Consider the following 24,176-nt stretch of genomic DNA (forward strand, 5'->3'; position numbering starts at 1 on the left):
GGGATGGTCGTCGTCGCCATGGACACCAGCGCGCTCATGATGCCGGTCGAACTCGACGTTCGCGTGTTCGACGAGCTCGACAGGGTGCTCGGCCTCGCGGCCGACGCCTACGAACTCGTCGCGCCGCGCGCGGTCGTCGAGGAACTCGAAGCGCTCGCGACCGGAGGCGGCGAGGAGGCGGTCGCGGCGAGCGTCGGATCGGACCTGGCGGCGGACCGCTGTCGGACCGTCGAGACGGAGGCATCGTACGCCGACGACGCGCTCGTCGAACTCGCCGAACGCGGCGAGTGCGACTACGTCGTCACGAACGACCGGCCCCTGCGCGACCGCGTGCTCGAACGCGGCGTTCGGGTAATCGGTATAAGGGGTCGGAACAGATTGCACATCACAGAACCATAGCATGTACAAGAGGGTACGACTCAAGGACACGGTCGAAGTGCCGCCGCGACACCTGGCGGACGTGACGCCGGAGCGGGTCAAGCACCTGCTTCAGGACAAACTGGAGGGTCGCATGGACGAGGACGTCGGTAGCGTCGTGAGCGTGATCGAGGTTCACGACATCGGGCAGGGCTCCGTGCTCCCGAACCGCCCCGGCGTCTACTACGAGGCGGAGTTCGACGCCATCACGTTCGATCCGCGGATGCAGGAGGTCGTCGACGGCACCGTCGTCGAGGTGGTCGAGTTCGGCGCGTTCGTCGGGATCGGACCCGTCGACGGGCTGTTGCACGTCTCGCAGATCTCCGACGAGTACCTCGCGTACGACGGCGAAAACCAGCAGCTCGCCTCGACGGAGTCGAACCAGACGCTCGGCGTCGACGACGCCGTCCGCGTCCGCATCGTCACGAAGAGCATCGACGAGCGCAACCCGCGCGACAGCAAGATCGGCCTCACCGCGAAACAGCCCGGCCTCGGCAAGCACGGCTGGCTCCGCGAAGCCCGCGAGGAGCGACAGGCCACGACGGAGGGCGACTGATGGCCAAAAAGCGGCTCGCCTGCCGCGAGTGTCACTACGTCAACGAGCTCGACGCGAACACCTGCGCCAGCTGCGGTTCGTCCAGCCTCACCGAGGACTGGGCCGGCTACGTCATCATCACCCACCCGGAACGGAGCGAGGTCGCGACGGAGATGAAAGTCACCGAACCGGGCGGCTACGCCCTCAAGGTCCGGTAACCGGCCGATGCTCCGTCTCCCCGAGGACCTCCGAGGCGCGTTCAAGGAGCCGCTCGGCCGCGTCTACACGGATCCCGCAATCTTGCTCCGCGCCGTCGAGTCGGCGAGCGACGAGCACGGCGGCTGCGCCCGCGGCCCCCTCGTCTGCGTCGGCGACGTCGTCACCTACCACCTCCGGCGGGCGGATCGCGACCCCGACGTCGCCGTCGTCGACGGCAAGACGAAACGTCGTGAGGTGACGGCGGAGGTCCGCGCGACGCTCGAAGGCGACAACCCCCAGATCGAGGTCGAGAATCCGCCGGCGACGCTCTCTTCGGACCTCCTCGCGGCGCTTCGGACGGCGCTCGACGCCGACGAGCCGACCGTAATCCTCGTCGACGGCGAGGAGGACCTCGCGACCCTGCCCGCCATCGTCGCCGCCCCGCTCGGCGCGAGCGTCGTCTACGGCCAGCCGGACGAGGGGATGGTTCACGTTCCCGTCACCGAGGAGGCGAAAGCCGAGGCGCGCGACCTCCTCGCCCGGATGGAGGGCGACTCCGACGCCGCGCTCGCCCGCCTCGACGCCTGAACGCCCGGTTGCGAGCGATTCGAGGCGCTCTCAGGCGAGCCCGGCGAGATTCTCCCCCGCGTCGCGCCGCGCTCGCCCCTTCGAAATCCTTTTACTTGCCTCGGCGGGAGTTACGTACAACTGAACCATGGACATCGCGATCATCGACGAAGAGGAGAACCCGATGTTGCACAGAACGGACGTTCGCTTCGAGATCGTCCACGACGACGCCTCGCCTTCGCGCCTGCAGGTCCGAGACAGCCTCGCGGCGAAACTCGACAAGGCCTCCGACGAGGTCGTCGTCCACGCGCTCGACACCAAGTTCGGCATGCGAACGACCGCCGGCTACGCCAAGGTGTACGAGAGCCCGGAGTACGCCCGGGACGTCGAACAGGAGTACATGCTCGAACGCAACAAGATCAGCGCCGGCGACGCCGACGCTGACGCCGACGCCGAGGCGGAAGAAGCGTAAGACCGAATGCGCGTTCTCGGCATCGAGGGCACGGCGTGGGCCGCGAGCGCGGCCGTGTTCGACGCCGAGACGGATTCCGTTTTCATCGAATCCGACCCGTACCAGCCCGACAGCGGCGGCATTCACCCGCGGGAGGCGGCCGAACACATGGGCGAAGCCGTCCCGCGCGTCGTCGAGGCGGCGCTGGCCCACGCGGACGGCCTCGCCGGCGGACGGGACGGGATCGACGCCGTCGCCTTCTCTCGCGGGCCCGGCCTCGGTCCGTGCCTCCGCGTCGTCGGCACCGCCGCCCGGGCGCTCGCGGGGGCGCTCGACGTCCCGCTCGTCGGCGTGAACCACATGGTCGCACACCTCGAAATCGGCCGGCACGGGTCCGGGTTCGACTCGCCGATCTGCCTGAACGCCTCGGGCGCGAACGCCCACCTCCTCGGCTACCACGACGGCCGGTACCGGGTGCTCGGCGAGACGATGGACACCGGGGTCGGCAACGCCATCGACAAGTTCACCCGCCACGTCGGCTGGACGCACCCCGGCGGCCCGAAGGTCGAGGCGGCGGCGAAGGACGGCGGGTACGTTGACCTCCCGTACGTCGTGAAGGGGATGGACTTCTCCTTCTCGGGGATCACGAGCGCGGCGAAGGAGGCCTACGACGGGGGCGAGGCGGTCGAAGACGTCTGCTTTTCGCTGCAGGAGCACGTCTTCGGGATGCTGACCGAGGTGTCGGAGCGCGCGCTGTCGCTCACCGGCGCGGACGAACTCGTCCTCGGCGGTGGCGTCGGACAGAACGCGCGCCTCCGGGAGATGCTGGCCGAGATGTGCGACGAGCGCGGCGCGGCCTTCTTCGCCCCCGAGCCGCGCTTTCTCCGGGACAACGCGGGCATGATCGCCGTCCTCGGCGCGCGGATGTTCGAGGCCGGCGACGCGATCCCGATCGAGGAGTCGACGGTCGATCCGAACTTCCGACCCGATCGGGTACCGGTCACGTGGCGGGCGGAGGCGAGCGAGACGAGCGTGGGCGGACGGAACGAGGCGGAGGAAGACGGCGACCCGTCCGCTTCGAGCGACGATCTCCGGGGCGCGGAGGCGACGGTGACGGTCGCCGGCGACCGCGTCGAAAAGCGCCGCCTTCCGAAGTCGTACCGCCACCCGGAGCTCGACGCCCGCCTGCGTCGCGAGCGGACGGTCGCAGAGGCGCGTTTGACGAGCGAGGCGCGCCGGGCCGGCGTTCCGACGCCCCTCGTCCGCGACGTCGACCTTCGGGAGGCGACGATCACCTTCCAGCGCGTCGGCGACGCCGACCTCGCGGCGGCGCTCACCGCGGGACGCGCCGCCGCCGTGGGGCGTCACCTCGCGGCGCTCCACCGGGCGGGCATCGTCCACGGCGATCCGACGACGCGGAACGCGCGCGTGGACCTCGACGGGGATCGGGCGGTCCTCATCGACTTCGGCCTCGGCTACCACGCCGGCCACGTCGAGGACCACGCGATGGACCTGCACGTCTTCGAGCAGAGCGTGGAGGGGACGGCGGACGACCCCGAGCGGCTCGTCGCGGCGTTCGAAGCCGCGTACGCCGACGAAGGCCCGGACGAGACGCTGGCGCGACTGCGCGAGATCGAAGGTCGCGGTCGATACCAGTAAGACGCGCTCGGCGCGTGTTAGAGGCCGGTCGGCCGCGGTCGGTACCGGCGGCCGGAACGCGCGAACGCCGCGGACAGTCAGCAGCCAAAACAATTTATTCGATGCCGGTGTACCACTCGGGTATGGTCGACAAACCACAGTCCGGCGAACTCTTCGGCGTTCCGTACAACTTCGAGCGGCCGAGCGTCGGCCGGATGCTGTCGGCGTACTGGCAGCCCGGCAAGGGAATGCTCGTTCAGAAGCCCTTCGGCATCGGCTACACGCTGAACCTCGCGAACTGGCGGTCGTGGCTCGTGCTGCTCGTCGCCGGCGCGCTGCTCTGGCACGAGCGGAAGGGGGCGGACGAGGCCGCCGCGTCCGCGGACGACGGTCCCGTCGAAGTCGTCGTCGACGACGACTGACGCGTCGGTTTTCTCCTCCGCGGCGGTCGGGACCGACGCCTCTTTCCGCCGACGGCGCGCACGATCGCCCATGCTCCGCTACGTCACGACGAACGCCGGGAAGGTTCGGGAGGCGACCGAGTACCTCGGCGACGACGGGGTGACACAGTTCGACTTCGACTACACGGAGATCCAGAGCGACGACCTCGGGGCGATCGCGGCCCACGGCGCGCGGGAGGCACACCGCGAGGCGGGCGAACCGGTGCTCGTCGACGACGCCGGCCTGTTCGTCGAGGCGCTCGCCGGCTTCCCGGGGCCGTACTCCTCGTACGTCGAGGACACCCTCGGCGTCGAGCGCGTCTGGCGGCTCGCGGAAGCCGAGGAGGATCGACGGGCGTCGTTCCGCTGCGTTCTCGCGTACTGCGACGGGGAGCCGTTTCGCGCGAGCCCCGACCCGATCGACCGCGACGACCGCGCGGCGGCCGCCGCTGCCGGGGCGGATCCGAACGCGGAGGAGGCGGAGCCGCTCCCGGTCAAGCTGTTCGAGGGCGCGGTCAGGGGGACGCTCGTCCCGCCGCGCGGCGAGGGCGGCTTCGGCTACGACCCGATCTTCGAGCACGACGGGGCGACGATGGCCGAGATGAGCACGGAGCGGAAGAACGCCGTCTCCCACCGGGGGCGGGCGCTCGCGAAGTTCGGCGAGTGGTACCGGGAGCGGCGTGCTGTGTCTTGAAGTAACGCAGTGAGAGCGTCAAGGAGTATGAAAACACCGATCGGCGGATAGCCGTAGAGTCAGTTCGAAAATCATATCTCGTCAAATCCGACGCCGTAAACGCGACTAATAACCGGTTGCGGACAGTTCGAGAACGGCTTTTTTTCGTCCAACATCAACCACGGTTGCAATGACGTGCTCGTCGTCGATCGAGAGTACGAGCTCGTCTCCTTCGCAGATCCCGTCTTCTGCTCCTTCGGAGATGATCACCGTGTAATCGTTAACACGGCGCTCGGGAGTGGCAACACGTGGTGCGATGCTCATACACTTATTCGTGATCTGTTGTGTATTGAGTGTTACGTTCTGTCAGGATCCAGTTCTTTCGACCAATCGTAGATCGCCTTCCATTCGTCCAACTCGAACTCGTTCACCCGGTCCGCGGAAACACTCTTCGCAAAGGCTTGAGGTTCGTCACTGCCTTCCCGAAGTCTTCGCTGTGCGTCTTCAGCAAACCGCTTTTCGCTTTCGTCTTCGAACTCCGTCTCCCAGTCTTTTATTGTGAAAAACACGCTCACAGTCCCATCGCTCGTCTCCGAGAGGCGAGTCAACTCGGCGGACCCGAGTCGCAAGTGATAGTGCAGATCCTCGTCAGGGTCGTGAAGTGGAGCCTCGACGTAAACTCGAAACAGCATGCCTGAAAAAAGGCATTCCGAATTACCAACAACTCGTGCTCGAAAATCTCCCCCGGTTTGTGGGTGGAGGTCAATTTTGACGGGACCTTCTTGAATAAATTTTTTCGCACGATAATTCCGTTCTATTCGTTTATAGAGAGTATCACGTGATTGGATCCATTTGTATTGCCCATCTAGCGAGACCAATTTTAGCACTTTGTACTCGGAACCCAGCGTGAGGACACCAAGTGAAAATACGCCGGTTCCGTACGGCTGTGGAATGAAGACGAGCGCGAACCACATCACGACCAGTATTGCGGTAGTAAGTATGGATTTACGAGAGCCAGGGATTCGATTGTATGGTTTCTTTAGTGAATTCCGAACACCCATCTTATCCAGATCTTTCATCCGGCAGTCATATACATTCCCATTGGCAGGCACTGGAGCGCCACTAAAACGGCGCCATTCGAGACACAGTACGTGTCTGATGGCGAACGATATACATGTCCGATACGGGGACTGTTCCGTTTACAGGCGGTCGAGGCGAATCCCCCGGGGCTCGCCCCCGAGGCATTCACCCCCGCGGATCGCCGTCGGGCCCGGGGTACGTCCCGCCGACGACGACGTCGTACAGGCTCTCGGCGTCGAACAGCGTCGCGAACGCCTTCGGGTGCCGGACGCTCAGGTCGACCCGCCTGCTGAGCGTCGCGCCCGCCTGCGCCGTCTGGAGGCGCGGATCGAGCGTCAGGAGGTGCATCGCGCCGCCGCGGTACGCCGACGCGAGCGCCGGGTGGTCGCCCTCGGGCTGGTCGACGGGTTCGCGGAGGGCCTCGGCGGCCTTCCGCCAGTCGGTCGCCAACTCGTCGTCGGCGAGTTCGGCGATCACCGCCGCCGCGTCGTCGAGGAGCGGGTCGCTGGCGACGAGCGTCACCCACGAGTGCTCGCGGACGACGTCGAGGGCGCGCCGCGAATACCCCCCGCAGAGCAGGTCCGCCGCGAGCACGTCCGCGTCCGCGACGATCCGCGCTGGCGAGGCGTCAGTCGCGCTCATCGCGTCGCCGTCGAAGCGCGTCGATCACGTCCGCTTCCGTCGCGCCGAACGCCGCGGCGCGGTCGAACAGGTTCCCCCACGTCTCCGTCATACGCCGCCTCGGTTCTCGAACTACAAAGGGCTGTCCGCACGCAGCCGTCTTCGCAGCCGACGCGCCTGCCTCGTCCGCTCCCTTCCGCTCGTGGCGGCCGACAGCGACGACCGATTCGGCATCGAACCCGGGCCGGGGGTCGTCGCGTCGTTCGAGGCATCCGCGACGCGGTCGCCATCGGTCGAGGCGTGGCCCGAGGCCGGCGGGCGTTCACTCCAGTTCGGCGACGAGCCCTTCGAGTTCGTCCCGGGCGTCCGCTCCCGCCGGCCGGTGGGGGCTGCGGGCGTAACCCGCCGGCGCGCCGCGGGCGCGCATCGCGGCCTTCAATCCCGGAATCCCGTGTTCGACCGTCGTCGCGCGGTTGAGCGCGACGAGGTCGGCGTTCAGCGCGCGCGCACCCTCGCCGTCGTCCGCGCGGTGGCGGCGGTAGATCTCGGCGCACGCCCCGGGCGCGACGTTCGCGAGCGCGAGCACCCCGCCGTCCGCGCCCGCGTCGAGCGCGGGCGCGAGAACGCTCCCCGCGCCGACGAACAGGTCGAAGTCGTCCTCGGCGAACCGGCGGGTTCGGATGAGGGCTTCGAGGCTCCCGCCCGAGTCCTTCATCCCGGCGACGTTGGGGTGATCCGACAGCCGACCGGCCGCCTCTGGATCGAGCGCGACGTCGGTGTACGGCGGGACGCTGTAGAGGTAGACGGGGACGTCCGCCGCGTCGGCGACGTCCCGGTAGTACGCTTCCAGCGCCTCGGTGCCGTGGCGGAAGTAAAACGGCGTGACGACGAGCGCGGCGTCGGCCCCGGCGTCGGCGGCGAGTCGCGTCTGGCGGATCGTCTCGCGGCGGCCGGGGTGGCCGGTCCCGGCCAGCACCGGAACCGACGCCTCGTCGGCGACGATCTCGACGACGCGGGCGCGCTCTTCGACGCTCATCAGTTCGGCCTCGCTGTTCGAACCGCAGGGGACGAGAAAGTCGACGCCGCGGGCGGTGACCCACGAAACGAGATCCCGAAGGGCTCCCTCGTCGAGGTCGCCGTCGTCCGTGAACGGTGTCACGAGTGGTGGACCGATGCCTTCCATGCCGGCCACTCTCGACGAGGGGACTTAGGCCTAGTCCGTCGCGCGTCTGACGCGGATTTAAGTCGGGAGCGGTCTATCGCCCACCCGGGCGCGCACTGACGGCCTCAGTTCCCATCCACCCCACCCGCGCGCCCGGCACACCCACACACCCCACTTTTGCATCCCGGAAGCGCTTCGGCCGTCGCCGTCTTCGCGGCGGCCGGACGCTGACGTCTCGGCCGATCACGCGTCGGAGCGAAGGCTCGCGGACTCGCGCGTCGAACGACGCGCCGCGAACTTACGCGCCGAGCAGCACCTCGCGGACCTCGTCGAGCGTCTCGCGCTCGGAGATGAGCGCGACGTGGTCGCCCGCCGACAGCGTCGTTCCGGGGAGCGGGATCGTCATCGGTTCGCGGCCTTTCCCGTGCGCGTAGATGCGGGCCGTCGACGGGAGTTCGACGTCGGCGACGCGGCTGCCGACGACCGGCGACGTCTCCGGAATCGTGACGGTCGAAAGCTGGAGTCGCTCCGTGAGGTCGCCGATGGCGTTGAAGTTACCGCCGAGCAGCGCCGTCTTCGCGCCCGCCGCGCCGAGGCGCTCGGGGTAGATGACGTCGTCCACGTCCTCCGCGTACTGCTCGTAGATCTCCTTGCGGTAGTCCTCGTCGATCCGGAGCACCGTCCGACAGCCGTACTCCTTTCCGATCATGCAGGCGGCGAAGTTGACGTTCGGATCGCCGGTCAGCCCGCCGACGGCGTCGGCGGATTCGAGGCCGGCTTTCGTCAACACCGTCTCGTTGCTCCCGTCGCCCTCGATGACCTCGTGTCCCTCCTCGCGGGCTCGTTCGACCTTGTCGCGGTCGGTTTCGACGATGGCGACCTCGTGCCCCTCCTCGCGGAGGATGCGCGCGGTCCGCGCGCCGACGCGTCCGTAGCCGACGATAACGAATCGCATACCCGTTGTACGTCGGCCGAGACAAAAAGGTACGTCCCGGTGAGCGTTACGATTCGCCGTCCCGCGGCGACGACCCTCACTCGTCACCCGACTCGGACGAATCGCCCGTCCGTGCGCCGTCGAGCCACGCGTGAATCGACTCGACGGCCGCCGAGAGCCGACGCGTGCCGAAGAGCGCCACCAGCACCGCCCCGACCAGATCGAACACGAGATCGAGGATGGTGTCCCGGAGGCCGTACTGGATCAACACCGCCTCCATGCCGAGCGCGTCCGTGAGGAGGCGCGTCGCGAACTCCAGCACCTCCCAGAGGACGCCGAACGCCATCGTGAAGAGGAGCACGTACACGAACACGAACCGCGGCGGGAAGGCGACGGCGTCGCTGTAGCGGTCGAACGCGCGCGCGGTCGCGTACCCGACCGCCGCGACGACCACCGCCGACAGCGTGTGGGTGAGGTTGTCCCACCACGGCACGACGACGTACAACCCGAGCATTCCGAGCGCGTGCAGCAACACGGCGGTCGTGATCCAGAGCGTCGTGCCGACGCCGAGCCGAAGATCCCAGTCCCTCGCGAGCAGCGCCGGGAGGAAGGTGACCGCGAGCGCCAGCGCGGCGTTCAGCGCCACGCTCGCGTTTCCGGCGGCCGCTCCCGCGACGAAGATGGCGACGATGGCGGCCTGCATCGCCACGACGAGCAGTCGCTGGTGTCGCGTGGGGACCGGGAACTCGGGGCCGCCCATACGGCCCGTACGTCGCCCGCGACCAAAAACGCCCGAGCAGCCGAGGAGGCGAGCGATCGCTCGCCGAGGGACTCGTGCGGCTCCCCGTTCGAGAGCGTCGTGAGTATCGAGAGCGTCGTGGGCGCCGTGAGCGCCGTGCGGTTCCCTCTCCGGGAGTTCCGTGGTATCGTTCCGCACGACAGTCCTATCTCCTCCGATCGCGTACGGCGGTCGATGATGGCAACGACGCACGTCCTCGCTGGGGTCGTGCTTGCCGCCGTCGCGCTGTTGTTCGTCCCCGACGTCGGCCTCGTGCCGGTCGCGGCGGCCGCGCTCGGCGGACTGTTTCCCGACTTCGATCTCTACACCGGCCACCGGAAGACGCTTCACTATCCCGTCTACTACGCCGCGGCCGCGAGCGTCGCCGCCGGTTTCGCCGCCGCGGTCCCGACCGCCGCGACGGTTTCCGTCGCCCTGTTTCTCGCGGCGGCGGCGCTGCACTCGGCGATGGACGCGTTCGGCGGCGGACTGGAGCTGAAACCGTGGGAGGGAACCTCCGATCGGGCCGTGTACGACCACTACCGCGGCCGGTGGATCGCTCCCCGCCGCTGGGTTCGCTACGACGGCGCGCCCGAGGACCTGCTGCTCGCGGTCCTGTTCGCGCTCCCCGCGATCGTCGCCTTCGACGGCGCGGGCGACGGTCCCGTTCGAGCCGGCATCTACGCGGCCCTCGCCGTGTCCGCGGCGTACGCGCTGCTCCGAAAGTCACTCGTCGCGTTCGCGGAACGGTTCGTCACGTCGCTCCCCCCGCCGGTGCTCGTCTACATCCCCGAACGGTTCCTCGACGACTTCCGGTGAACGGCCTCGGCCTCGCCGTCTATAAATAACGACGGTAGCCGCAGGAGGTGCACCACAGCGCGTCCTCGGCGTGGACGAGCGCGCCTTCGTCGCAGCTCGCACACCGACCGGCGAACCCGTTCGACGCGCCCGCGTACATCGCCCGTCGCAACAGCGCCACCTCGGCTTCCAGCACTTCGATCCGTCGCCCCTCCGCCCGCTGGTGCGAGAGAACCCGGTTCATTTCGTCCCGCAGCGTCGCGTACTCTTCGGGCTCCTCTCCTTCGATCTCGTCCCGCCCCTTCGTCTTCGTCCCTTCGAGCATGCTAGTAGTTGACGCGCTTTTCACGTATATACTGCTATGGCCATGATGTATGTGTAAAAACATATATGTCGAAGATACATTCAGCTTCGCGCACGCGAAGGAGGGGGTAGTCGATCGCGGCCACGAAGCTCTTGTACTTCGACGCGACAGTCACTGGTGACGATCTGTGTCGGTCGCGTCGATCCGTCGACGGAGATCGCGACGGCGTTCCCGAACGTACCATGAAAACGCGGACCAGACGCCTGCTCGTCGGTATCGCCGCGATCACGCTCGTGATCGCCGGAAGCGGTTTGTGGATGGCTTCCGCGGGGGCGATCCCGCAGCCGTCGGCCGGGGTCGAAACCGCCGGCGAGTGGGGGAACGTGACCGAACAACGCACGGAAGTCGTCACCACGTTCTGGGTCGACAACCCGTACCCCGTCCGCATCACGACGGGCGACCTGCTCGATCTCGACTACCGACTCGAACTGAACGGCGTCACCGTCGCCGAGGGGAGCTGGGACGAGGTCGACCTGCCCCGCGGCAACACGACGCAGACGCAGTCGACGTACCTGCGGAACGACCGGCTCGCCGCCTGGTGGGTGCGCTTCGTCGAAGACGACGAGACGCTGCGCGCGACGGCGCACGGACGCGCCGTGATCGACGGGCCGTTCGGCGACTGGACGTACGAGCGGTCGTCAGCGACCGGAACCCACTTCGCGAATCGCACGCCGGTCAGCGACGCGATTTCGGGAGCGGCGGCGCAGACGGAGGGCGAGTACGTCCGCACGCGATCCGTCCGGTACGGCGGGGTCGAACGGGACGTCACGGTCGGCGCGGAGGTGCGCGACGCGCGGGCGACGTGGGGGCGCGTCGATCGAAACGGGACGACCGTCCTGTTTCGCTTTCGGATCCACAACCCGAGCGACGCCGTTCCGCTGGTCGTCGAGCCGACGGGTCTCAGGCTGCGCGCCGACGCGAACGGCGTCCGGCTCTTCCGATCGGGATCGGGCGTCCTCTCGCGGGAGGCCGCGACCGACGACCGGCTCGTCCTCCCCGGCGAAACCCGCGACGTGACCATCGCCGCGACGGTGGACAACCGGGTGATCGACGACTGGTTCCGGAGCCACGTCCGCAACGGCGAGCGCTCGACGATCGAAACGCGGCTGCAACTCGTCGTCGATCCGGTCGGCGCGGGGGAACCGATCCGCGTTCCGGAGGACGACGAGGCGACGCACCGCTGTACGGTCCGAACCGCCGTCCTCGAAGACGGTCAGCGGCCGGGAACGACCTGCGGCGCGCAGTCGGGTTCGCCGCCGGTCGCGACGTGACGCGTCGGGGTGCGAGCGCCGCGCCCGCGGGGCGTTCGCCGGCTCTCCGTGCGGTCTCGTCCGTCGGCTTCGGACCCCTGACTATCAAAAACGTTCGCCCGCTCCGTCCAGGGCCCTGCGGTTACGCGCTTTCGGAGGACCGAACCCGCGCTTTGACACACCACTTCTTCCGGGCCCCGTCGTGTCGATCCGACGGAACCGTAATAATGCGAGCGGAACGTTCACGCAATAATGGCCGAGTTGATCGCGCCGCTAACCCGCTGCTACCGGAGTAACCGATGGTTTCTCGTCGGATTCCATATGGTTGTCTGACGCTCGTCCTACGAAAATTTATATGTCTACCCGGATTAGGCTTATTCGGAAGTAACTCAGGATTCCTGAGGGACCTCCGCTTTGACACACCCCCTTCTGCGAGCGGATTCACGTCGGTAAGCTGGGCTTGCGATCGAGTAGGATCGGGTTACGCCCCAGACACGGCCGACCTCGGATCGGGATTCGTCGAAGGTGGTAGTCGAGGCACGGTGCCCGAGGGCGTCGGCCGTCCTGACCGACCACCTGTGTCTCGCGTCGTCGCGCGCCCCCAGAAACTGGCGGACGAGAACCGCCCCCGTCAGTATCGTCACCACGACGGCCGGGGCACAAAAACACCCGTGCGCGGGCTTTGCGGGCGGAACGTCACGAGTCTACGCTCTACTGGTACGGAAGCCGAGTCCCGTTTCGTTCGAACGCCGTCGATCGCCGGGTCGCGGTCCTCCGTCGTCGGCCTCGAACGCGGTGGCCGCGTCGGTTTCGAAGAGGCGACGAGGTCGCAAATATGAACAACGGCCATTTGACCCTTCCGATCAGTTAAGGTGTCGCGTGATCGTCAGAGAGACGATGTCGTCCCCGCGTCGCTCGGTCGTCGGTCGAGGGTGGATCGGGAGCCGCGGCGGTCTCTGGCTCATCCTCGTCGTCACGCTCTTCGCGGCGACCGCCGTCGCGTACGCGCTCGGCGTCTTCGCGGTCTCCGGCGGCGTCGTGTTCGTCCCCGAGGGCACCGCCCTCGTCGGCGTCGTCGCCGCCGGCCTGTCGGGGTACGACCGCCGCGGTCCGGTCGCGGCGTGGCTGGTCGCGTCCGCGCCCTTGCTCGGATTTCGAGCGTTTCACGCCTTCACCGGGTTGTCCTACCGGTCGTTCTCGGAGCAACTCACGTATTTCCTGGAACCGCGAAGGCTCACCGTCCTCGCAGTCGAGGGCCTCGCCCTCGGACTGCTCGCGTTCTTTTCGGGTTCGCTGGTTCGCCGGGGAGTCGACGTGCTTCGAAGCGATCCGACGTAGGGTGAGCCCGTGACCGCCTCGACGGCCGTCGGATCGTCCTCTGCCGCTCGGTCGTACTCCTCGACGTCGGCGATTTTCCGCGTGTCCGGGTGTGGATGAGGCCCCCGTCGGCGGAGACGATCGGCGCAATCCTCGTCACCCACTACTGGTATCCCGAGCTACTGGACCACTTCGCGGGGAAAGCGTACTTCTCGGGCCACATACACACGGGCCGGTACAAGAACAAGGCGCTCAACACGGCGTTCCTCTACCGACCGGCAGACCATGGTGCCGACGCGCTTCTCGGCGCGTACTTCGTTGTCGAGATCGCACCTGACGGAACGTGGCAGATTGACTTCCGAAACATAGGAAAGGTCCGGAAAGGCATCTGCCCCAAACGTCAGACACTGGGCGTGCAGTTCGTCCCCGACTACTGGCGGAAGGACTGCCAGTTCTGCTACGACGAAGACGATTTCTACAGTGAGGTCGCCCGCTCTGCACTCTACGGACTGGGGACGGTACTAGATGAAGCCGATGTTGAGGAAGTAGTCGAGTTTGCAGCGTCGTCGTACGGGGCGACGCCGCCGTCGTTCGAGTCGAAGCTGCGAAGCTTCCTCGAAGAGCGAGCACAGGGGAAGTGACCCGATGGGAGACGAAACGACTGCCGCAAGACGGGAATGAGCAGGGCGGAGAGGGGGTATCAATCGAGCTGTGGGAGGTCGCCACGTTGTTCTCGTCGTGCGAGATCACGGACGAACAACCGGAGCTGATGGACGAGATCATCGCGGTCGTCATACGAGTAGACGCGAGCGTCCCACCGATCCTGGACGGCAGCGATCATCGCACTCCGGACACCAGACTCATGGACGAACAGGACTCGTTCTTGATGTGCGGCCGTCGGCGTTCGCTCATCGCGTTCACGAAAGATCGCCTCAAGCACGGAGCCGGTCTCGATGCCGACACCGAGGTTATCACCGATCCGTGGGACGATGTAGATGACAGCGTTGCTCGCGAGCGCGAATTCGATGCTCTGTGTTGCCGCGTCCATCTCCTCCAACGGGATGTCGATATCGATGGCCAGAAACGCGTTGACGTCAGGCTCAGTCCGAAGTCGATCGCGGGCGTACAGCAGCAGATCGAGCACCGCTTCCTGCTGGTCGAGATCCACGTCCGACCCGACAAGCGCACCGAAATCTACCGTCTCGGGGATTGAACTCAGCGCCTTTCGGTCGTCGTTCTCTGCGGCGTCCAGCAGTGCATCGACGTCGAACGTTTTGTATGGTCCCATCAGATAGACGAGAAAGCGTGAGTGGGCAAGCTCACCGAGTTCGCCGATCAGCCGGTCGCGCATTACTCCAGCATTTCTCACCCATATATAAATAAGCTGCTTTTCTGTGGGTGCTGAGTCAGCAAGCACTTATGGGTCTGCTTGCGTAACTAGTGCATATGGCCGAATCCGAGCGTTCGTCCCCGGATGCGGACGATTTGGCAGGACTCCTGCCGGAGCACAGTCTCCTCTCTCTCGACGAGTATCTGGACATGCAGCGAGCGATCGGGAACGAAACCCGCTTTCGGATTCTCCATTTCCTCGCTGAACGGGGTGCCCACAGTGCGAAAGAACTCGAACAGGGACTCGACCTCCCGTCGAACACGCTCCACTACCATCTCGACGCACTCATCGATGTGGGACTCGTCGAGAATCGAAAGCGGAAGCAGCCCGACACCGAAGGCCTCTATTCGTACTATCGGGTCACCTCACTCGGGGAAGGGATTCTCGAACACGGTGTTCGAGAACTGATGCGCGAGGAATGGGACCTCCTCGACGCATATAGCGACTAGCAGGAATGTGAGGTTCTGTCCCGGAAGTGCTCACTCGGAATCTTCTCGTGATGTCACCCCACTTCAGGCGTAACTGATTACCCGGCCAACAACAGGATCCCATCTTCGGCTAACGGACACCACTTCAAAGCCGGCAGTTCGTCGAGGTTGCTTACGAAGCGGAGCATGACATAGAATCGCCCCACAAGGAATTGATTGCACCCCAACCTTCAGCGGATTGGCTGGTAGACAGTTGGAGGAAGCGAGGCTAGCACTAACTAGCCACACATCTATCCAATTACTGATAGAACGGCGCGCGCGAAGACGGAGAGACCCAAGATAGTCGTCTCGGGCTTCGGGATACCGTTACAAGCCTAGGCCGGGATTTGAACCCGGGCTCTCGTCCTTACCAAGGACGCGCTTTACCGCTAAGCTACCCAGGCGCGCACCTGTGGGTTTGCCGGATTCGTCTTTAGGCGTTTCGATTTACCCGTCCGTCGGCGAGGAGGGGACGCGGTCGTCGCTCCGCTCCCCCGAGAACGCGGCGATGCGCTCTGCGGCCCGGTCGGGGAGGACGGCCGCCGCGGGCGGGAGGTCGCCGTCGTACCCGCGGGCGAGGCTCGACGCGTAGTCGACGAGCGCGGCCGGAGGCTCTCGGCCGTCGTCGACGGCGGTCGCCCCGGCGACGACGGCGAGCTCGAACACGTCGGCTTCGAGGTTCCGATCGAGCGCCGGTCGGTCGGCCGCCGGGAGCGACCGCCGGACCGTCTGATCGCGTCCGAACGAGCGGACGGTTTCGACCGCCCGCGACGCGGCCTCGGTGCGCGCGAGGAGGTAGAAGCCCCGCGAGACGAGCACGTCGGCGGCGAGGATCTCCAGATCCGCGCGGACGTCGCCCTCGCGCACGCCGACCCACGGTTCGTCGTGCGCGAGTCGGCGGGTGAGACGGAGCCCCTCGTAGATCAACTGGACCCCGGCGGCCCGCTCCGCGAGCGCGTCGAGGTCCGCGCCGGGGTCGAGCGCCCGCGCGCTCAAGAGCGCGAGCGCGCCGGGCGTCATCGAAGCGTCCACGAGGCGGTCGTCGAGCACCTCGCGCAACGACTCCGGCTCGATGTCGGAGAGCGCCTCGCGCGCGGCTTCGCGGGCCCGCACGGCGTCATCCATCGTCCCGGTTTAACGGTGGCAAGGGCAAAGACCTTTGGAAACGACGCGACTGTGCACGCATGATCCGTACGACCGACGCCGACGAACTCCGGACCGTGACGCTCGACCGCCCGGACCGACGAAACGCCCTCCGACCCGCGGACCTCGACGAACTCGAAACGGCTGTGACCGAGACCGACGCCTCCATCGTCTTCCTCCGCGGCGCGGGCGACGCCTTCTGCGCCGGCGCCGACCTCGACGCGCTCGCGGAGCTCTCGGACCCGGCGTCGTTCGCCCGCCGCGGCCAGCGCGTCGCCGACGCGATCGAAACGGCGGACCCCGTCGTCGTCGCCGGGATCGACGGCGCAGCCCGCGGCGGCGGCGTCGAACTCGCGCTCGCGTGCGACCTCCGGGTGGCGACGCCGGCGGCGACGTTCGCCGAGCCGGGCGTCCGGTTCGGGCTGTTCGGCGCGTGGGGCGGGACGATCCGGCTCCGGCGCGTGCTCCGCGAGGGCGACGCGTTCGACTTCGCCCTCTCGGGAAGCGTCGTCGACGCGGAGGAAGCCCTCCGAATCGGCCTCGTCTCGCGGGTCGTCTCCGACCCACGGACGGTCGTCGCAGCGCTCGCGTCGAACAAACTGGACGCTCTCCGGACGATCAAAAAGCGCCTGCGCGACCGTCGCGGTCGGGACGAGCGGGAGGCCGCGGAGGCGATCGCGTTCGAGCGGCTGATGAAGCGGTACGCCGGGGAAATCGCCGCCGAGTGGGGCGGTCGAGATCGAACCGATGGCGACGGGTGACCCGGCTCCGGCCCTCCCTCAGATACGGAGCGGATCGGGCGCGGGCGGCGTTTCGCGCTTGTGCGCGCTCCGCTCGACGAGGCCGACGACGCGGTCGACCTGCGCCTCGGTCACGCCGAGCGCCCGGACGGTCGCGGCCTTCGACAGCGGCCCGTCGACGTGCAGCGCGAGCACCGCGTCGAGGGCGTCGTAGTCGATCCCCATCTCCTCCTCGTCGGTCTGTCCCAGCCACATCTCCGCGGAGGGGGTCTTCGTCACGAGGTCCTCCGGGACGCCGACGTGCGCGGCGAGCTGTCGGACCTGCTGTTTGTAGAGGTTCCCGATCGGGTTGCAGTCGACCGCCTGATCGCCGTACTTAGTGAAGTAGCCGGTGAGCGCCTCGCTGCGGTTGCCGGTGCCGAGGACGATCCGGTTCTCGTAGTTGGCGACGAGGTAGTTCAACACCGCCCGGGTTCGCACGCGGACGTTCCCGACCGCCGTCTGCGCCGGGTCGGACTCGACGTGCTCGTCGCCGATCCCCGGAAACGCCGCGACGAACGCGTCGACGATCGGTCCGATCTCGATCACGTCGTACGCGATGCCGAGCGTCCCGGCGACGCGCTCGGCGTCGCTCATGTTCTCGTCGGCGTTGACCGCACTCGGCAAGACCAGCCCGTGGAGCCCGGCCTCGCCGATCGCCTCGACCGCGAGGTAGGCGGTCAGCGTGCTGTCGATGCCGCCGGAGAGCCCGAGCACGGCCCCCTCGGCGTTCGCCGCGTCGACCGTGTCGCGGATGAACGCGACGACGTGCTCGCGCGTCGCCTCCAGTTCGTCCTCCGAGAGCCGGAGGTCGAGCGGTGCCGAGTCGGACAGGACGGTGCCCTCGGTTTCCATCGTTCCCTCCTACGGCCGCGGACGACTAATAATCACCCCGTGTGCCGCGATTTCTGGACGAGTATCCAGCGCGCGGCCGTCGGGATCGCCGCCCGTGCGGAAGCGACACCGTCGCCCGTACACTACTCGACGCCGTCGCCAGTGCACTATATTCGGCACCGCGCCGGGCGAACGCGGACGCGGGGGCGACGTCGCCCCTCAGTCGGCCGCCTCCGAGTCGCCCGTCCGCGAGCCGCTCGGAACCGCGTCGTCCGTCGGTGCCGCGTTCTCGGCCACCCGCCGACGGTTCTCCCCGCCGATCCGGTCGGCGACGGTTTCCGTGAGGTCCAGCAGCCGGTCGCGGAGCGGGCTCCCCTCGTCGCGGACGATCGGGCCGTCGCCCCCCTCCGTGCCGAAGGTCGGGTGGACGGGGAGCCGTCCCAGGAGCGGAACGTCGTAGTCCTCGCAGATCCCCCGCGCGCCGTCGGTGCCGAACAGTTCGTGCTCGTCCCCGCAGTTCGGGCAGCGAAAGCCGCTCATGTTCTCGACGACGCCCAGAATCGGCGCGTCGTGGCGCTCGAACAGTTTGAGGCCCTTTCTGGCGTCGGCGACGGCCATCTCCTGAGGGGTCGTGACGACGACGCCCGCGACGGGGAGCGTCTGCAGGAGGTTGAGCGAGGCGTCGCCGGTGCCCGGCGGGAGGTCGACGATCAGGTAGTCGAGTCGGCCCCACTCGACCTCCGCGATGAACTTCATCATCACGTTGTTGACCATCGGTCCCCGGAGGATCGCGGGGTCGTCGCCGTCGGGGGTGAGGTGGTCCATGCTCATGACCATGACCCCGTCGGATCGCGGCGGGACGATCTCGTCGTCGGGCGTCACGCCCGGTTCGCCGTCGGCCGGGAGGATCCGGGGGACGTTCGGCCCGTGGATGTCGGCGTCGAGGATTCCGACGCGCGCGCCCTTCTTGCGCAGGCCGGCCGCGAGGTTGGCAGCGACCGTGGTCTTTCCGACGCCGCCCTTGCCGGAGGCGACGGCGACGGCGACGACGTTTCGGACCATCGGGAGCACGTCGTCGCCGAGGCCGTGCTCCTCGCCGACGCGGGCGCGGAGGTTCGGTTCGAGTCCGGCATCCTCGACGACGTCGCGGATCGCGTCGCCGATCTCCATCTCGGCCGGCGAGGAGGGCGCGTTGAACGCCAGCGAGATCGTCGCCGTGCCGTCGTCGATTGAGACGCCGTTGAGCAGGTCCATCGAGACGATGTCGTCTCCGTTCATCGGGTCTTCGACGTCGCGGAGGCGCGCTTCGAGTTCGCGGTCTGAGACGGTCATGGTGGTGGGTTTCGGTGTGGGTGTCGGTGTCTGCGTTCGTCGGGCGTTCGTCGAGCGTTCGACGGACGATGCGAGTTCGAGACGGGCGATGCGAGTTCGTGCGCGTGAGCGAGTGCCGTCGGGCGAGGGATGGGATCGCGCAGGGACGCCGTCAGAAGAACATCACCCCGATCACGAGCGTCAGCGCCAGGAGGCCGCCCCAGAGCACGCAGGTCAGCGCGACGAGGTACCCGACGCCGAGCAGGCCGGTCCGCAGGTCGCTCGGCTCGCCGATCGCCCACGCGATCAGCATGCCGTACACCGGGGCGAGCACGATCCCGAAGATCAGCCACGTTCCGGGGCCGAAGAGCGACAGGTCGCTCACGGCTCTCCCCCCTCGCGGGCGTCTTCGATCGCGTGCAGTTCGACCACCGGGATGACCTTCGCGACGACCATGAAGAACAGTGTCACGATGGCGACGGTCCCGAGCACCGACGTGAGTTCGATCGGCGAGGGGACGTACCCGCCCGGGACGTTCGCGTAGAGCCCGAAGTGCGGGTGCTGGAGCCCCTCGACGACGAACAGGACCTTCTCGATGAGCGTCCCCGCGAGGACCATCGCGGCCACGGCGACGATCCGGCGGATTCGGAAGAGCGACGGCCTCAGCGTCGAGGCGAGGATGTACGCCTCCGCGGCGATCACGAGCCCGATGGCGAGCCAGTACAGCGGCGTGGTGACCTTCTCACCTCGGCGGCGTGCGTGAGGCTCTCCGGCGCGGCGAAGACGCCGGTGATGACCTGCTGGAGCTGTAACCACAGGAACAGCAGGCCGAAGAACCCGAGCCACTTGGCCAGCCCGCGGAAGACGTCCACGGGAATGAGCGCCTCCCAGCCGTAGGCCCGCCTGAAGGCCGCCGCGATGATCAACACGCCGCTCATCGCCGAAGTCAGCGCGATGGAGAGGAACGAGGGTCCCTGGACGCCGCCGAACCAGCCGGCCATCGACGGGAGCAGCGCGAACAGCCACGGGATCACGCCGCCGTGGAGCAGGAGAGGAGCCAGGATGATGATCGCGAAGGCGAGCCACCAAACCATCCGCTCTACGACCGCGTCCTCCGTTTCGGTGTAGCCGATCGTCAACGCCCTGTAGAGCGGCTCGAACCAATCGGGGAGCCGGTCGCGCAGCCGGACGATGTCGTACCGCACCGTCAGCGCGAGGTACGTCGCGGTCAGCACGAAGTACAGCGTGATGACGGTCACGTCCCAGACGAGCGGCGACCAGTGGACCCGCCAGGGCCACGCCGGCAGGACGCTCGTCACGAGGCGGTCGGGCCGACCCACGTGGATCAGGATGTACAGCCCGGCGCAGGTGAGCGCCGCGATGGTCAGCAGTTCGGCCATCCGTGCGACCGGCTTGTAGGTTTCCAGCCCGACGAGCTGGACCGCCGCCGACAGGATGATCCCGCCGTGGGCGATGCCGACCCACCAGATGAACGCGCCGATGTACAGCCCCCACGGGACGCCACCGCCCGACCCCCAGTCGCCGAGGCCCGTGACGATCAGTCCGTGCTGGAGCTGCTGGAGGTACGCGGCGACCCAGACGCCGACGGCGACCAGCGCGGCTCCGAAGAGAACGAGGTACCGCCTCGACGTCGACCGCATCGGTCGCAGGAGGTCGTCGCGGCCGACTTCGGCGCTCACGCGGTCTCACCCCCCTCCTCTCCGGCCATCGATCCGTTCGCCAGGACCTCCTCCCGGCGGTTGTCCACGAGGCCGACCTCCTCGTAGGTGACCGGTCCGTCGACCTGTCGGGCGTGTTCGGACGGCTCGTTGCCGACGTAGACGACGTTCGGGTCGGTGCCGCGCTCTTCGAGGAGCCGGAACGTCGAGACGGTGTGTCCCTTCCGGTTCTCGAAGTCCGAGCGATCGTTCCCCTGGTCCTCCTTGTACTGGCTGAGGTGCCTGTTGGGCGCGCTCTCGGGGTCGTTCATATCCCCGAAGTGGATGGCGTCCATCGTGCAGGCGTCCTCGCACGCGGTGGCCGTCCTGGCGCGACGGGCACATCGTACACTTCCCCATCGTCCCCTTCGGCGGGCGGCTGTCGACCCATTTGCCCCGCTCGTCGTGGGTGTGGTCGCCGTCGAGCTCCCCGTACGGCGTGTCCGGTTCGCCCCACTGGAAGTAGTTGACTCCGTAGGGACAGGACACCTGACAGTACCGACAGCCGATGCAGATGTCGTAGTCCGTGAGCACCAGTCCGTCCTTCTCGCGCGTGTGGCGGGCGCCGACCGGACAGACCTTCTCGCAGGGCGCGTCCGAGCAGTGTTGGCAAGGCTGCACCAGGAAGTTCTCGTCGTCCTGCCCCTCGTCCTCGTACGTGAAGACGTACATCCAGTTGGCCCCGCCGGAGGTGTTGTTCTCCTGCTGGCAGGCGACCATGCAGGCGAGACAGCCGTCGCAGTTGTTGAGGTTGATCACCATCCCCAGCTGCTTCCCCTCGCCCCCGTCGTCGCCGACGGCCGCCGCGCGGTCCCCACCGCTCGCAGAAAGGCCGAGCGTGAGCGCCGCGGCGGCCGCGCCGCCCTTCTTCATCACCTCGCGTCGCGGGAGGTCGCCGTCTTCGGCCAGCCTCGCGAGCGTCGAGAGGGGGCTCCCGCCGTCCGCGTCGTCCGCTCCGTCGGCCGCCGCGTCGACGTCGAACGACTCCGCCAGCAGCTCGATGCCCCTGTCGTCGACGCCGAACTCCTCGACGACGGCGTCGGGGTGTCGTTCGTAGAACGTTTCCTCCGTTATCTCGCCCGCGGTGAGCCGCTGGGCGTCCCTCGCCATCTCGAGGCCGAGTTCGGTGTCGAACTCCGTCTCGTCGAGCAGGCGTTCCATGCGCCGTCGCCGGGCGTCGTCGTCCGGAACGATCGACGAATCGTCACTGGTCATGTGGTCTGTGTCATCAAGGGTCGGTGGTGAGTGCAGTCGTCGGTGGTGGGCGTGGTCGTCGGTGGTCCTTCGCGGGTACGAATCGGGTGGATTCCGCTCAGCCGACGACCACGACGCCCTTCATCCCCTGCGCCTCGTGGGGCGTACACGAGTAGGTGTACGTCCCGCTCTCCTCGAACGGGTGTTCGAACGTCTCGCCGGCGTCCGACAGCAGCTCGCTCTCGAACTCGCCGTCGGCGTCGGCGACGTCGTGACCGCCGCCCTCGCCGGTCCACTCCCAGACGACCGTCGTCCCGGAGTCGATCTCAATGGCGGCCGGCGCGTACGCGAACCCGTCGTCGGCGCCGACCTCGACCGTCACCTCGCTCTCGCCGGTCATGTCCTCGACCTCGTCGTAGTTGTTGGCGTCTCCCATCCAGTCTTCGACGTCGCTCTCGCCGCCGCCGTCGGACCCGCCGCCGTTGCCGTCGTCCCCGTCGGTCCCCTCGCTCCTGCCGTCGTCGGTGCCCCCGCCGGAGCCGCCGCCCGTACACCCGGCTACGAAAGTCGCCGTCAGTACCGCGCCCGTCGTCGCCAGAAACGATCGTCTGTTGCGTGCGTGTCGGGTCATGATCTGTTACCTCTACTCCGGTCTCAGGGCGGACGGTCGTTGAAGGGTGACGCTGATTTCCACGAACTGGGAACGCGCCCGATCATGTTCGTCGCCGGTTCGGCGCGTCGGTCCGAACGGCGGGTCGCGGCCCCTCCGCGGCCGCTGTCCACGATCTCGGATGCGATCGTGGTTCAGTCATCGCGCCCGCCCGCGCGACCCGGACCCGCCATATCTTGCGATTTTGAATAGTTGGTCGTATACGGATGAGATAACTCGGATCTAAACCCATAAGGCGCTGAATTTAAAAAACCGGACAAATATATCCGTATAATTTCGATGAATTGGGAATTGCCTTCTCGGTTTATCGCCCTCGAACGGGTACGCCCACCTGAGGACGATGACCAACTACCAACTACGCCGACGGCAGGTCCTGCAGGCGATGGGTGCGACCGGCGCGGTCGCGGTCGCCGGCTGTTCCGAGTCGTCGGGAGACGGTGCCGCCGAGGAGACGGAGACCACCGGGACGGCCGAAGACGGCGGCGGTCAGAAGGTCGACGTCGCTCGGATCGCCCGGGACCCGACCGACGTTCCGGACCCGGTCGACTGGAACGAACCGCGCGAGCACGACGTCACGCTCCGGACCGAGGAACTGACCGCGGAGATCGAACCCGGCGTCGAGTTCACGTACATGACGTTCAACGGGAAGGTTCCCGGACCGATGCTCCGCGTTCGGCGCGGCGATCGGGTGAACCTGACCTTCGAGGTGCCCGAGGACTCGAACGCGGAGATGCACAACGTGGACTTCCACGCCGTGTACGGCCCCGGCGGCGGCGCCGACGCGACGACGATCTCGCCCGGCGACGATCCCGCGACGATCAGCTTCTCGCCGCAGTACGAGGGCGTGTTCATCTACCACTGCGCGGTCCCGAACATGGACCAGCACATCTCGTGTGGGATGTTCGGCGCGATCCTCGTCGAGCCGGAGGAGGGGCTGCCCGAGGTCGACCACGAGTTCTACTCGGACAGCACGAGATCTACACCGACGGCGAGGTCGGCGAGGAGAGCGAACACGCCTTCGACTTCGACTCGATGGAAGCGGAGGAACCGACGTACGTCGTGTTCAACGGGCAGGCCTACGCCTTCATCGAGGACGGCGTTGGTCCCATGGAGGCCAAGACCGGCGAGACTGCCCGGGTGTACTTCGCCAACGGCGGCCCGAACAAGCTGTGCTCGTGGCACCCGATCGGCAACGTCTGGAGCCGGTACTACCGCGACGGCGACCTCCTTTCGGATCCCGATCGGAACATCGAGACCGCGCCGGTCGCGCCGGGGACCGTCACGGCCGGCGAGATGGAGTTCCCCGTCCCGGGCACGGTCAAGATCGTCGACCACGCGCTCTCGCGCGCCGCCCGGCGCGGGACGATCGCCGAAGTCGACGTGCAGGGCGAGGAGAACACCGACGTCTACGACGAGAACCCGTAGACCGTCGACCCCCCTCGACCGC

At 67.5% G+C, this 24,176-nt stretch carries 28 protein-coding genes, 1 tRNA gene and 2 pseudogenes; 15 read left to right on the forward strand and 16 right to left on the reverse strand.

Annotation, left to right across the window (positions count from 1 at the left end):
* The first annotated feature begins 18 nt into the window (after positions 1 to 18).
* The 8 genes from C3L37_RS00590 (at position 19) to C3L37_RS00625 (ending at position 4,940) form a co-directional block, all read left to right on the forward strand.
* Positions 19 to 399 (forward strand): PIN domain-containing protein, encoded by a 381-nt coding sequence (locus tag C3L37_RS00590; protein WP_129113373.1) that lies wholly within the window; start codon positions 19 to 21, stop codon positions 397 to 399.
* Between the two features lies 1 nt (position 400).
* Positions 401 to 973, forward strand: a complete 573-nt coding sequence (locus C3L37_RS00595) for a DNA-directed RNA polymerase (RefSeq protein WP_129112689.1) — start codon at positions 401 to 403, stop codon at positions 971 to 973.
* Entirely contained in the window at positions 973 to 1,170 is a 198-nt protein-coding gene (spt4, locus tag C3L37_RS00600; RefSeq protein WP_129112690.1) for a transcription elongation factor subunit Spt4, read from the forward strand. The genes C3L37_RS00595 and spt4 overlap by 1 nt, the downstream gene beginning before the upstream one ends.
* A gap of 7 nt (positions 1,171 to 1,177) precedes the next feature.
* Positions 1,178 to 1,738, forward strand: coding sequence for a GTP-dependent dephospho-CoA kinase family protein (locus C3L37_RS00605; RefSeq protein ID WP_129112691.1), 561 nt, complete (start codon positions 1,178 to 1,180; stop codon positions 1,736 to 1,738).
* A 127-nt stretch (positions 1,739 to 1,865) separates the two neighbouring features.
* Positions 1,866 to 2,189: a 30S ribosomal protein S24e gene (locus C3L37_RS00610; RefSeq protein WP_129112692.1), complete on the forward strand. Its 324-nt coding sequence runs from the start codon at positions 1,866 to 1,868 to the stop codon at positions 2,187 to 2,189.
* Between the two features lie 6 nt (positions 2,190 to 2,195).
* Positions 2,196 to 3,827, forward strand: coding sequence for a bifunctional N(6)-L-threonylcarbamoyladenine synthase/serine/threonine protein kinase (locus C3L37_RS00615; RefSeq protein WP_129112693.1), 1,632 nt, complete (start codon positions 2,196 to 2,198; stop codon positions 3,825 to 3,827).
* 122 nt (positions 3,828 to 3,949) lie between these two features.
* On the forward strand, positions 3,950 to 4,228 hold the full coding sequence (locus tag C3L37_RS00620) for a DUF5808 domain-containing protein (RefSeq protein ID WP_129112694.1): 279 nt from the start codon (positions 3,950 to 3,952) through the stop codon (positions 4,226 to 4,228).
* A gap of 70 nt (positions 4,229 to 4,298) precedes the next feature.
* Positions 4,299 to 4,940 (forward strand): non-canonical purine NTP pyrophosphatase, encoded by a 642-nt coding sequence (locus C3L37_RS00625; RefSeq protein WP_129112695.1) that lies wholly within the window; start codon positions 4,299 to 4,301, stop codon positions 4,938 to 4,940.
* A gap of 105 nt (positions 4,941 to 5,045) precedes the next feature.
* Here C3L37_RS00625 and C3L37_RS00630 read toward each other — a convergent pair whose 3' ends face one another.
* The 6 genes from C3L37_RS00630 to C3L37_RS00655 form a co-directional block, all read right to left on the reverse strand.
* On the reverse strand, positions 5,046 to 5,243 hold the full coding sequence (locus C3L37_RS00630; protein WP_129112696.1) for a hypothetical protein: 198 nt from the start codon (positions 5,241 to 5,243) through the stop codon (positions 5,046 to 5,048).
* A 32-nt stretch (positions 5,244 to 5,275) separates the two neighbouring features.
* Positions 5,276 to 5,893, reverse strand: a complete 618-nt coding sequence (locus C3L37_RS00635) for a hypothetical protein (RefSeq protein WP_129112697.1) — start codon at positions 5,891 to 5,893, stop codon at positions 5,276 to 5,278.
* Between the two features lie 271 nt (positions 5,894 to 6,164).
* Positions 6,165 to 6,641 carry a DUF7384 family protein gene (locus tag C3L37_RS00640; RefSeq protein ID WP_129112698.1) on the reverse strand — a complete coding sequence of 159 codons (477 nt, stop codon included), beginning with the start codon at positions 6,639 to 6,641 and terminating at the stop codon, positions 6,165 to 6,167.
* A gap of 301 nt (positions 6,642 to 6,942) precedes the next feature.
* Positions 6,943 to 7,803, reverse strand: coding sequence for a dihydrodipicolinate synthase family protein (locus C3L37_RS00645; RefSeq protein ID WP_129112699.1), 861 nt, complete (start codon positions 7,801 to 7,803; stop codon positions 6,943 to 6,945).
* 277 nt (positions 7,804 to 8,080) lie between these two features.
* Complete coding sequence (locus C3L37_RS00650; RefSeq protein ID WP_129112700.1) at positions 8,081 to 8,737, reverse strand: potassium channel family protein; 657 nt, start codon at positions 8,735 to 8,737, stop codon at positions 8,081 to 8,083.
* A gap of 76 nt (positions 8,738 to 8,813) precedes the next feature.
* Positions 8,814 to 9,476: a hypothetical protein gene (locus C3L37_RS00655; RefSeq protein WP_129112701.1), complete on the reverse strand. Its 663-nt coding sequence runs from the start codon at positions 9,474 to 9,476 to the stop codon at positions 8,814 to 8,816.
* Positions 9,477 to 9,689: 213 nt separating this feature from the next.
* Here C3L37_RS00655 and C3L37_RS00660 point away from each other — a divergent pair, with 213 nt between their 5' ends.
* On the forward strand, positions 9,690 to 10,313 hold the full coding sequence (locus C3L37_RS00660) for a metal-dependent hydrolase (protein ID WP_228546063.1): 624 nt from the start codon (positions 9,690 to 9,692) through the stop codon (positions 10,311 to 10,313).
* A 19-nt stretch (positions 10,314 to 10,332) separates the two neighbouring features.
* On the opposite strand, the gene C3L37_RS00665 is transcribed toward C3L37_RS00660, so the two are convergent.
* Complete coding sequence (locus C3L37_RS00665) at positions 10,333 to 10,617, reverse strand: hypothetical protein (protein ID WP_129112703.1); 285 nt, start codon at positions 10,615 to 10,617, stop codon at positions 10,333 to 10,335.
* Between the two features lie 221 nt (positions 10,618 to 10,838).
* Here C3L37_RS00665 and C3L37_RS00670 point away from each other — a divergent pair, with 221 nt between their 5' ends.
* The 3 genes from C3L37_RS00670 to C3L37_RS00680 all read left to right on the forward strand — a co-directional run bounded on the left by C3L37_RS00670 (position 10,839) and on the right by C3L37_RS00680 (position 13,864).
* Entirely contained in the window at positions 10,839 to 11,927 is a 1,089-nt protein-coding gene (locus tag C3L37_RS00670) for an LEA type 2 family protein (protein WP_129112704.1), read from the forward strand.
* 876 nt (positions 11,928 to 12,803) lie between these two features.
* Entirely contained in the window at positions 12,804 to 13,244 is a 441-nt protein-coding gene (locus C3L37_RS24055; RefSeq protein WP_164974625.1) for a hypothetical protein, read from the forward strand.
* 95 nt (positions 13,245 to 13,339) lie between these two features.
* Positions 13,340 to 13,864 (forward strand): hypothetical protein, encoded by a 525-nt coding sequence (locus C3L37_RS00680; RefSeq protein ID WP_129112705.1) that lies wholly within the window; start codon positions 13,340 to 13,342, stop codon positions 13,862 to 13,864.
* Positions 13,865 to 13,923: 59 nt separating this feature from the next.
* Here C3L37_RS00680 and C3L37_RS00685 read toward each other — a convergent pair whose 3' ends face one another.
* On the reverse strand, positions 13,924 to 14,574 hold the full coding sequence (locus C3L37_RS00685) for a DUF7509 family protein (RefSeq protein WP_129112706.1): 651 nt from the start codon (positions 14,572 to 14,574) through the stop codon (positions 13,924 to 13,926).
* A 95-nt stretch (positions 14,575 to 14,669) separates the two neighbouring features.
* Between C3L37_RS00685 and C3L37_RS00690 the strand changes: the two genes are divergently transcribed.
* A complete protein-coding gene (locus tag C3L37_RS00690) occupies positions 14,670 to 15,062 on the forward strand; it encodes an ArsR/SmtB family transcription factor (protein ID WP_129112707.1) in 393 nt (130 codons plus the stop codon).
* Between the two features lie 350 nt (positions 15,063 to 15,412).
* Here the strand turns inward: C3L37_RS00690 and C3L37_RS00695 are convergent.
* Positions 15,413 to 15,484 (reverse strand) — tRNA-Thr (locus C3L37_RS00695).
* Positions 15,485 to 15,527: 43 nt separating this feature from the next.
* Positions 15,528 to 16,205, reverse strand: coding sequence for a DUF7114 family protein (locus tag C3L37_RS00700; RefSeq protein ID WP_129112708.1), 678 nt, complete (start codon positions 16,203 to 16,205; stop codon positions 15,528 to 15,530).
* Positions 16,206 to 16,264: 59 nt separating this feature from the next.
* Here C3L37_RS00700 and C3L37_RS00705 point away from each other — a divergent pair, with 59 nt between their 5' ends.
* The gene (locus tag C3L37_RS00705; RefSeq protein ID WP_129112709.1) at positions 16,265 to 16,984 is read left to right on the forward strand and encodes an enoyl-CoA hydratase/isomerase family protein; all 720 of its coding nucleotides are present in this window, start codon (positions 16,265 to 16,267) and stop codon (positions 16,982 to 16,984) included.
* Between the two features lie 18 nt (positions 16,985 to 17,002).
* Here the strand turns inward: C3L37_RS00705 and C3L37_RS00710 are convergent, their stop codons facing one another.
* From C3L37_RS00710 to C3L37_RS00735, 6 genes and pseudogenes are all read right to left on the reverse strand, one after another.
* Entirely contained in the window at positions 17,003 to 17,857 is an 855-nt protein-coding gene (locus C3L37_RS00710) for an NAD+ synthase (RefSeq protein WP_129112710.1), read from the reverse strand.
* Between the two features lie 198 nt (positions 17,858 to 18,055).
* Entirely contained in the window at positions 18,056 to 19,168 is a 1,113-nt protein-coding gene (locus C3L37_RS00715; RefSeq protein ID WP_129112711.1) for an Mrp/NBP35 family ATP-binding protein, read from the reverse strand.
* A gap of 151 nt (positions 19,169 to 19,319) precedes the next feature.
* Positions 19,320 to 19,532 (reverse strand): hypothetical protein, encoded by a 213-nt coding sequence (locus tag C3L37_RS00720; RefSeq protein ID WP_129112712.1) that lies wholly within the window; start codon positions 19,530 to 19,532, stop codon positions 19,320 to 19,322.
* Positions 19,529 to 20,808: pseudogene (gene nrfD, locus C3L37_RS00725) on the reverse strand (NrfD/PsrC family molybdoenzyme membrane anchor subunit). The gene C3L37_RS00720 and the pseudogene nrfD overlap by 4 nt, the downstream one beginning before the upstream one ends.
* Positions 20,809 to 20,853: 45 nt before the next feature.
* Positions 20,854 to 22,080 (reverse strand): 4Fe-4S ferredoxin N-terminal domain-containing protein, encoded by a 1,227-nt coding sequence (locus C3L37_RS00730; protein ID WP_228546066.1) that lies wholly within the window; start codon positions 22,078 to 22,080, stop codon positions 20,854 to 20,856.
* 97 nt (positions 22,081 to 22,177) lie between these two features.
* On the reverse strand, positions 22,178 to 22,690 hold the full coding sequence (locus C3L37_RS00735) for a halocyanin domain-containing protein (protein ID WP_129112713.1): 513 nt from the start codon (positions 22,688 to 22,690) through the stop codon (positions 22,178 to 22,180).
* 379 nt (positions 22,691 to 23,069) lie between these two features.
* Between C3L37_RS00735 and nirK the strand changes: the two are divergent.
* Positions 23,070 to 24,154, forward strand: a pseudogene (gene nirK / locus C3L37_RS00740) (copper-containing nitrite reductase).
* Positions 24,155 to 24,176: the final 22 nt, after the last annotated feature.

This window comes from Halegenticoccus tardaugens (assembly GCF_004116405.1).
GTDB classification, from domain to species: Archaea; Halobacteriota; Halobacteria; order Halobacteriales; family Haloferacaceae; genus Halegenticoccus; species Halegenticoccus tardaugens.

What these genes read in the sequence shown, in the direction of transcription:
- C3L37_RS00590 (WP_129113373.1), top strand. Translation starts at nt 19, where the DNA reads ATGGACACCAGCGCGCTCATGATGCCGGTCGAACTCGACGTTCGCGTG.
- C3L37_RS00595 (WP_129112689.1), top strand. Translation starts at nt 401, where the DNA reads ATGTACAAGAGGGTACGACTCAAGGACACGGTCGAAGTGCCGCCGCGA.
- spt4 (WP_129112690.1), top strand. Translation starts at nt 973, where the DNA reads ATGGCCAAAAAGCGGCTCGCCTGCCGCGAGTGTCACTACGTCAACGAG.
- C3L37_RS00605 (WP_129112691.1), top strand. Translation starts at nt 1,178, where the DNA reads ATGCTCCGTCTCCCCGAGGACCTCCGAGGCGCGTTCAAGGAGCCGCTC.
- C3L37_RS00610 (WP_129112692.1), top strand. Translation starts at nt 1,866, where the DNA reads ATGGACATCGCGATCATCGACGAAGAGGAGAACCCGATGTTGCACAGA.
- C3L37_RS00615 (WP_129112693.1), top strand. Translation starts at nt 2,196, where the DNA reads ATGCGCGTTCTCGGCATCGAGGGCACGGCGTGGGCCGCGAGCGCGGCC.
- C3L37_RS00620 (WP_129112694.1), top strand. Translation starts at nt 3,950, where the DNA reads ATGGTCGACAAACCACAGTCCGGCGAACTCTTCGGCGTTCCGTACAAC.
- C3L37_RS00625 (WP_129112695.1), top strand. Translation starts at nt 4,299, where the DNA reads ATGCTCCGCTACGTCACGACGAACGCCGGGAAGGTTCGGGAGGCGACC.
- C3L37_RS00630 (WP_129112696.1), bottom strand. Translation starts at nt 5,243, where the DNA reads ATGAGCATCGCACCACGTGTTGCCACTCCCGAGCGCCGTGTTAACGAT.
- C3L37_RS00635 (WP_129112697.1), bottom strand. Translation starts at nt 5,893, where the DNA reads ATGTGGTTCGCGCTCGTCTTCATTCCACAGCCGTACGGAACCGGCGTA.
- C3L37_RS00640 (WP_129112698.1), bottom strand. Translation starts at nt 6,641, where the DNA reads ATGAGCGCGACTGACGCCTCGCCAGCGCGGATCGTCGCGGACGCGGAC.
- C3L37_RS00645 (WP_129112699.1), bottom strand. Translation starts at nt 7,803, where the DNA reads ATGGAAGGCATCGGTCCACCACTCGTGACACCGTTCACGGACGACGGC.
- C3L37_RS00650 (WP_129112700.1), bottom strand. Translation starts at nt 8,737, where the DNA reads ATGCGATTCGTTATCGTCGGCTACGGACGCGTCGGCGCGCGGACCGCG.
- C3L37_RS00655 (WP_129112701.1), bottom strand. Translation starts at nt 9,476, where the DNA reads ATGGGCGGCCCCGAGTTCCCGGTCCCCACGCGACACCAGCGACTGCTC.
- C3L37_RS00660 (WP_228546063.1), top strand. Translation starts at nt 9,690, where the DNA reads ATGATGGCAACGACGCACGTCCTCGCTGGGGTCGTGCTTGCCGCCGTC.
- C3L37_RS00665 (WP_129112703.1), bottom strand. Translation starts at nt 10,617, where the DNA reads ATGCTCGAAGGGACGAAGACGAAGGGGCGGGACGAGATCGAAGGAGAG.
- C3L37_RS00670 (WP_129112704.1), top strand. Translation starts at nt 10,839, where the DNA reads ATGAAAACGCGGACCAGACGCCTGCTCGTCGGTATCGCCGCGATCACG.
- C3L37_RS24055 (WP_164974625.1), top strand. Translation starts at nt 12,804, where the DNA reads ATGTCGTCCCCGCGTCGCTCGGTCGTCGGTCGAGGGTGGATCGGGAGC.
- C3L37_RS00680 (WP_129112705.1), top strand. Translation starts at nt 13,340, where the DNA reads ATGAGGCCCCCGTCGGCGGAGACGATCGGCGCAATCCTCGTCACCCAC.
- C3L37_RS00685 (WP_129112706.1), bottom strand. Translation starts at nt 14,574, where the DNA reads ATGCGCGACCGGCTGATCGGCGAACTCGGTGAGCTTGCCCACTCACGC.
- C3L37_RS00690 (WP_129112707.1), top strand. Translation starts at nt 14,670, where the DNA reads ATGGCCGAATCCGAGCGTTCGTCCCCGGATGCGGACGATTTGGCAGGA.
- C3L37_RS00700 (WP_129112708.1), bottom strand. Translation starts at nt 16,205, where the DNA reads ATGGATGACGCCGTGCGGGCCCGCGAAGCCGCGCGCGAGGCGCTCTCC.
- C3L37_RS00705 (WP_129112709.1), top strand. Translation starts at nt 16,265, where the DNA reads ATGATCCGTACGACCGACGCCGACGAACTCCGGACCGTGACGCTCGAC.
- C3L37_RS00710 (WP_129112710.1), bottom strand. Translation starts at nt 17,857, where the DNA reads ATGGAAACCGAGGGCACCGTCCTGTCCGACTCGGCACCGCTCGACCTC.
- C3L37_RS00715 (WP_129112711.1), bottom strand. Translation starts at nt 19,168, where the DNA reads ATGACCGTCTCAGACCGCGAACTCGAAGCGCGCCTCCGCGACGTCGAA.
- C3L37_RS00730 (WP_228546066.1), bottom strand. Translation starts at nt 22,080, where the DNA reads ATGACCAGTGACGATTCGTCGATCGTTCCGGACGACGACGCCCGGCGA.
- C3L37_RS00735 (WP_129112713.1), bottom strand. Translation starts at nt 22,690, where the DNA reads ATGACCCGACACGCACGCAACAGACGATCGTTTCTGGCGACGACGGGC.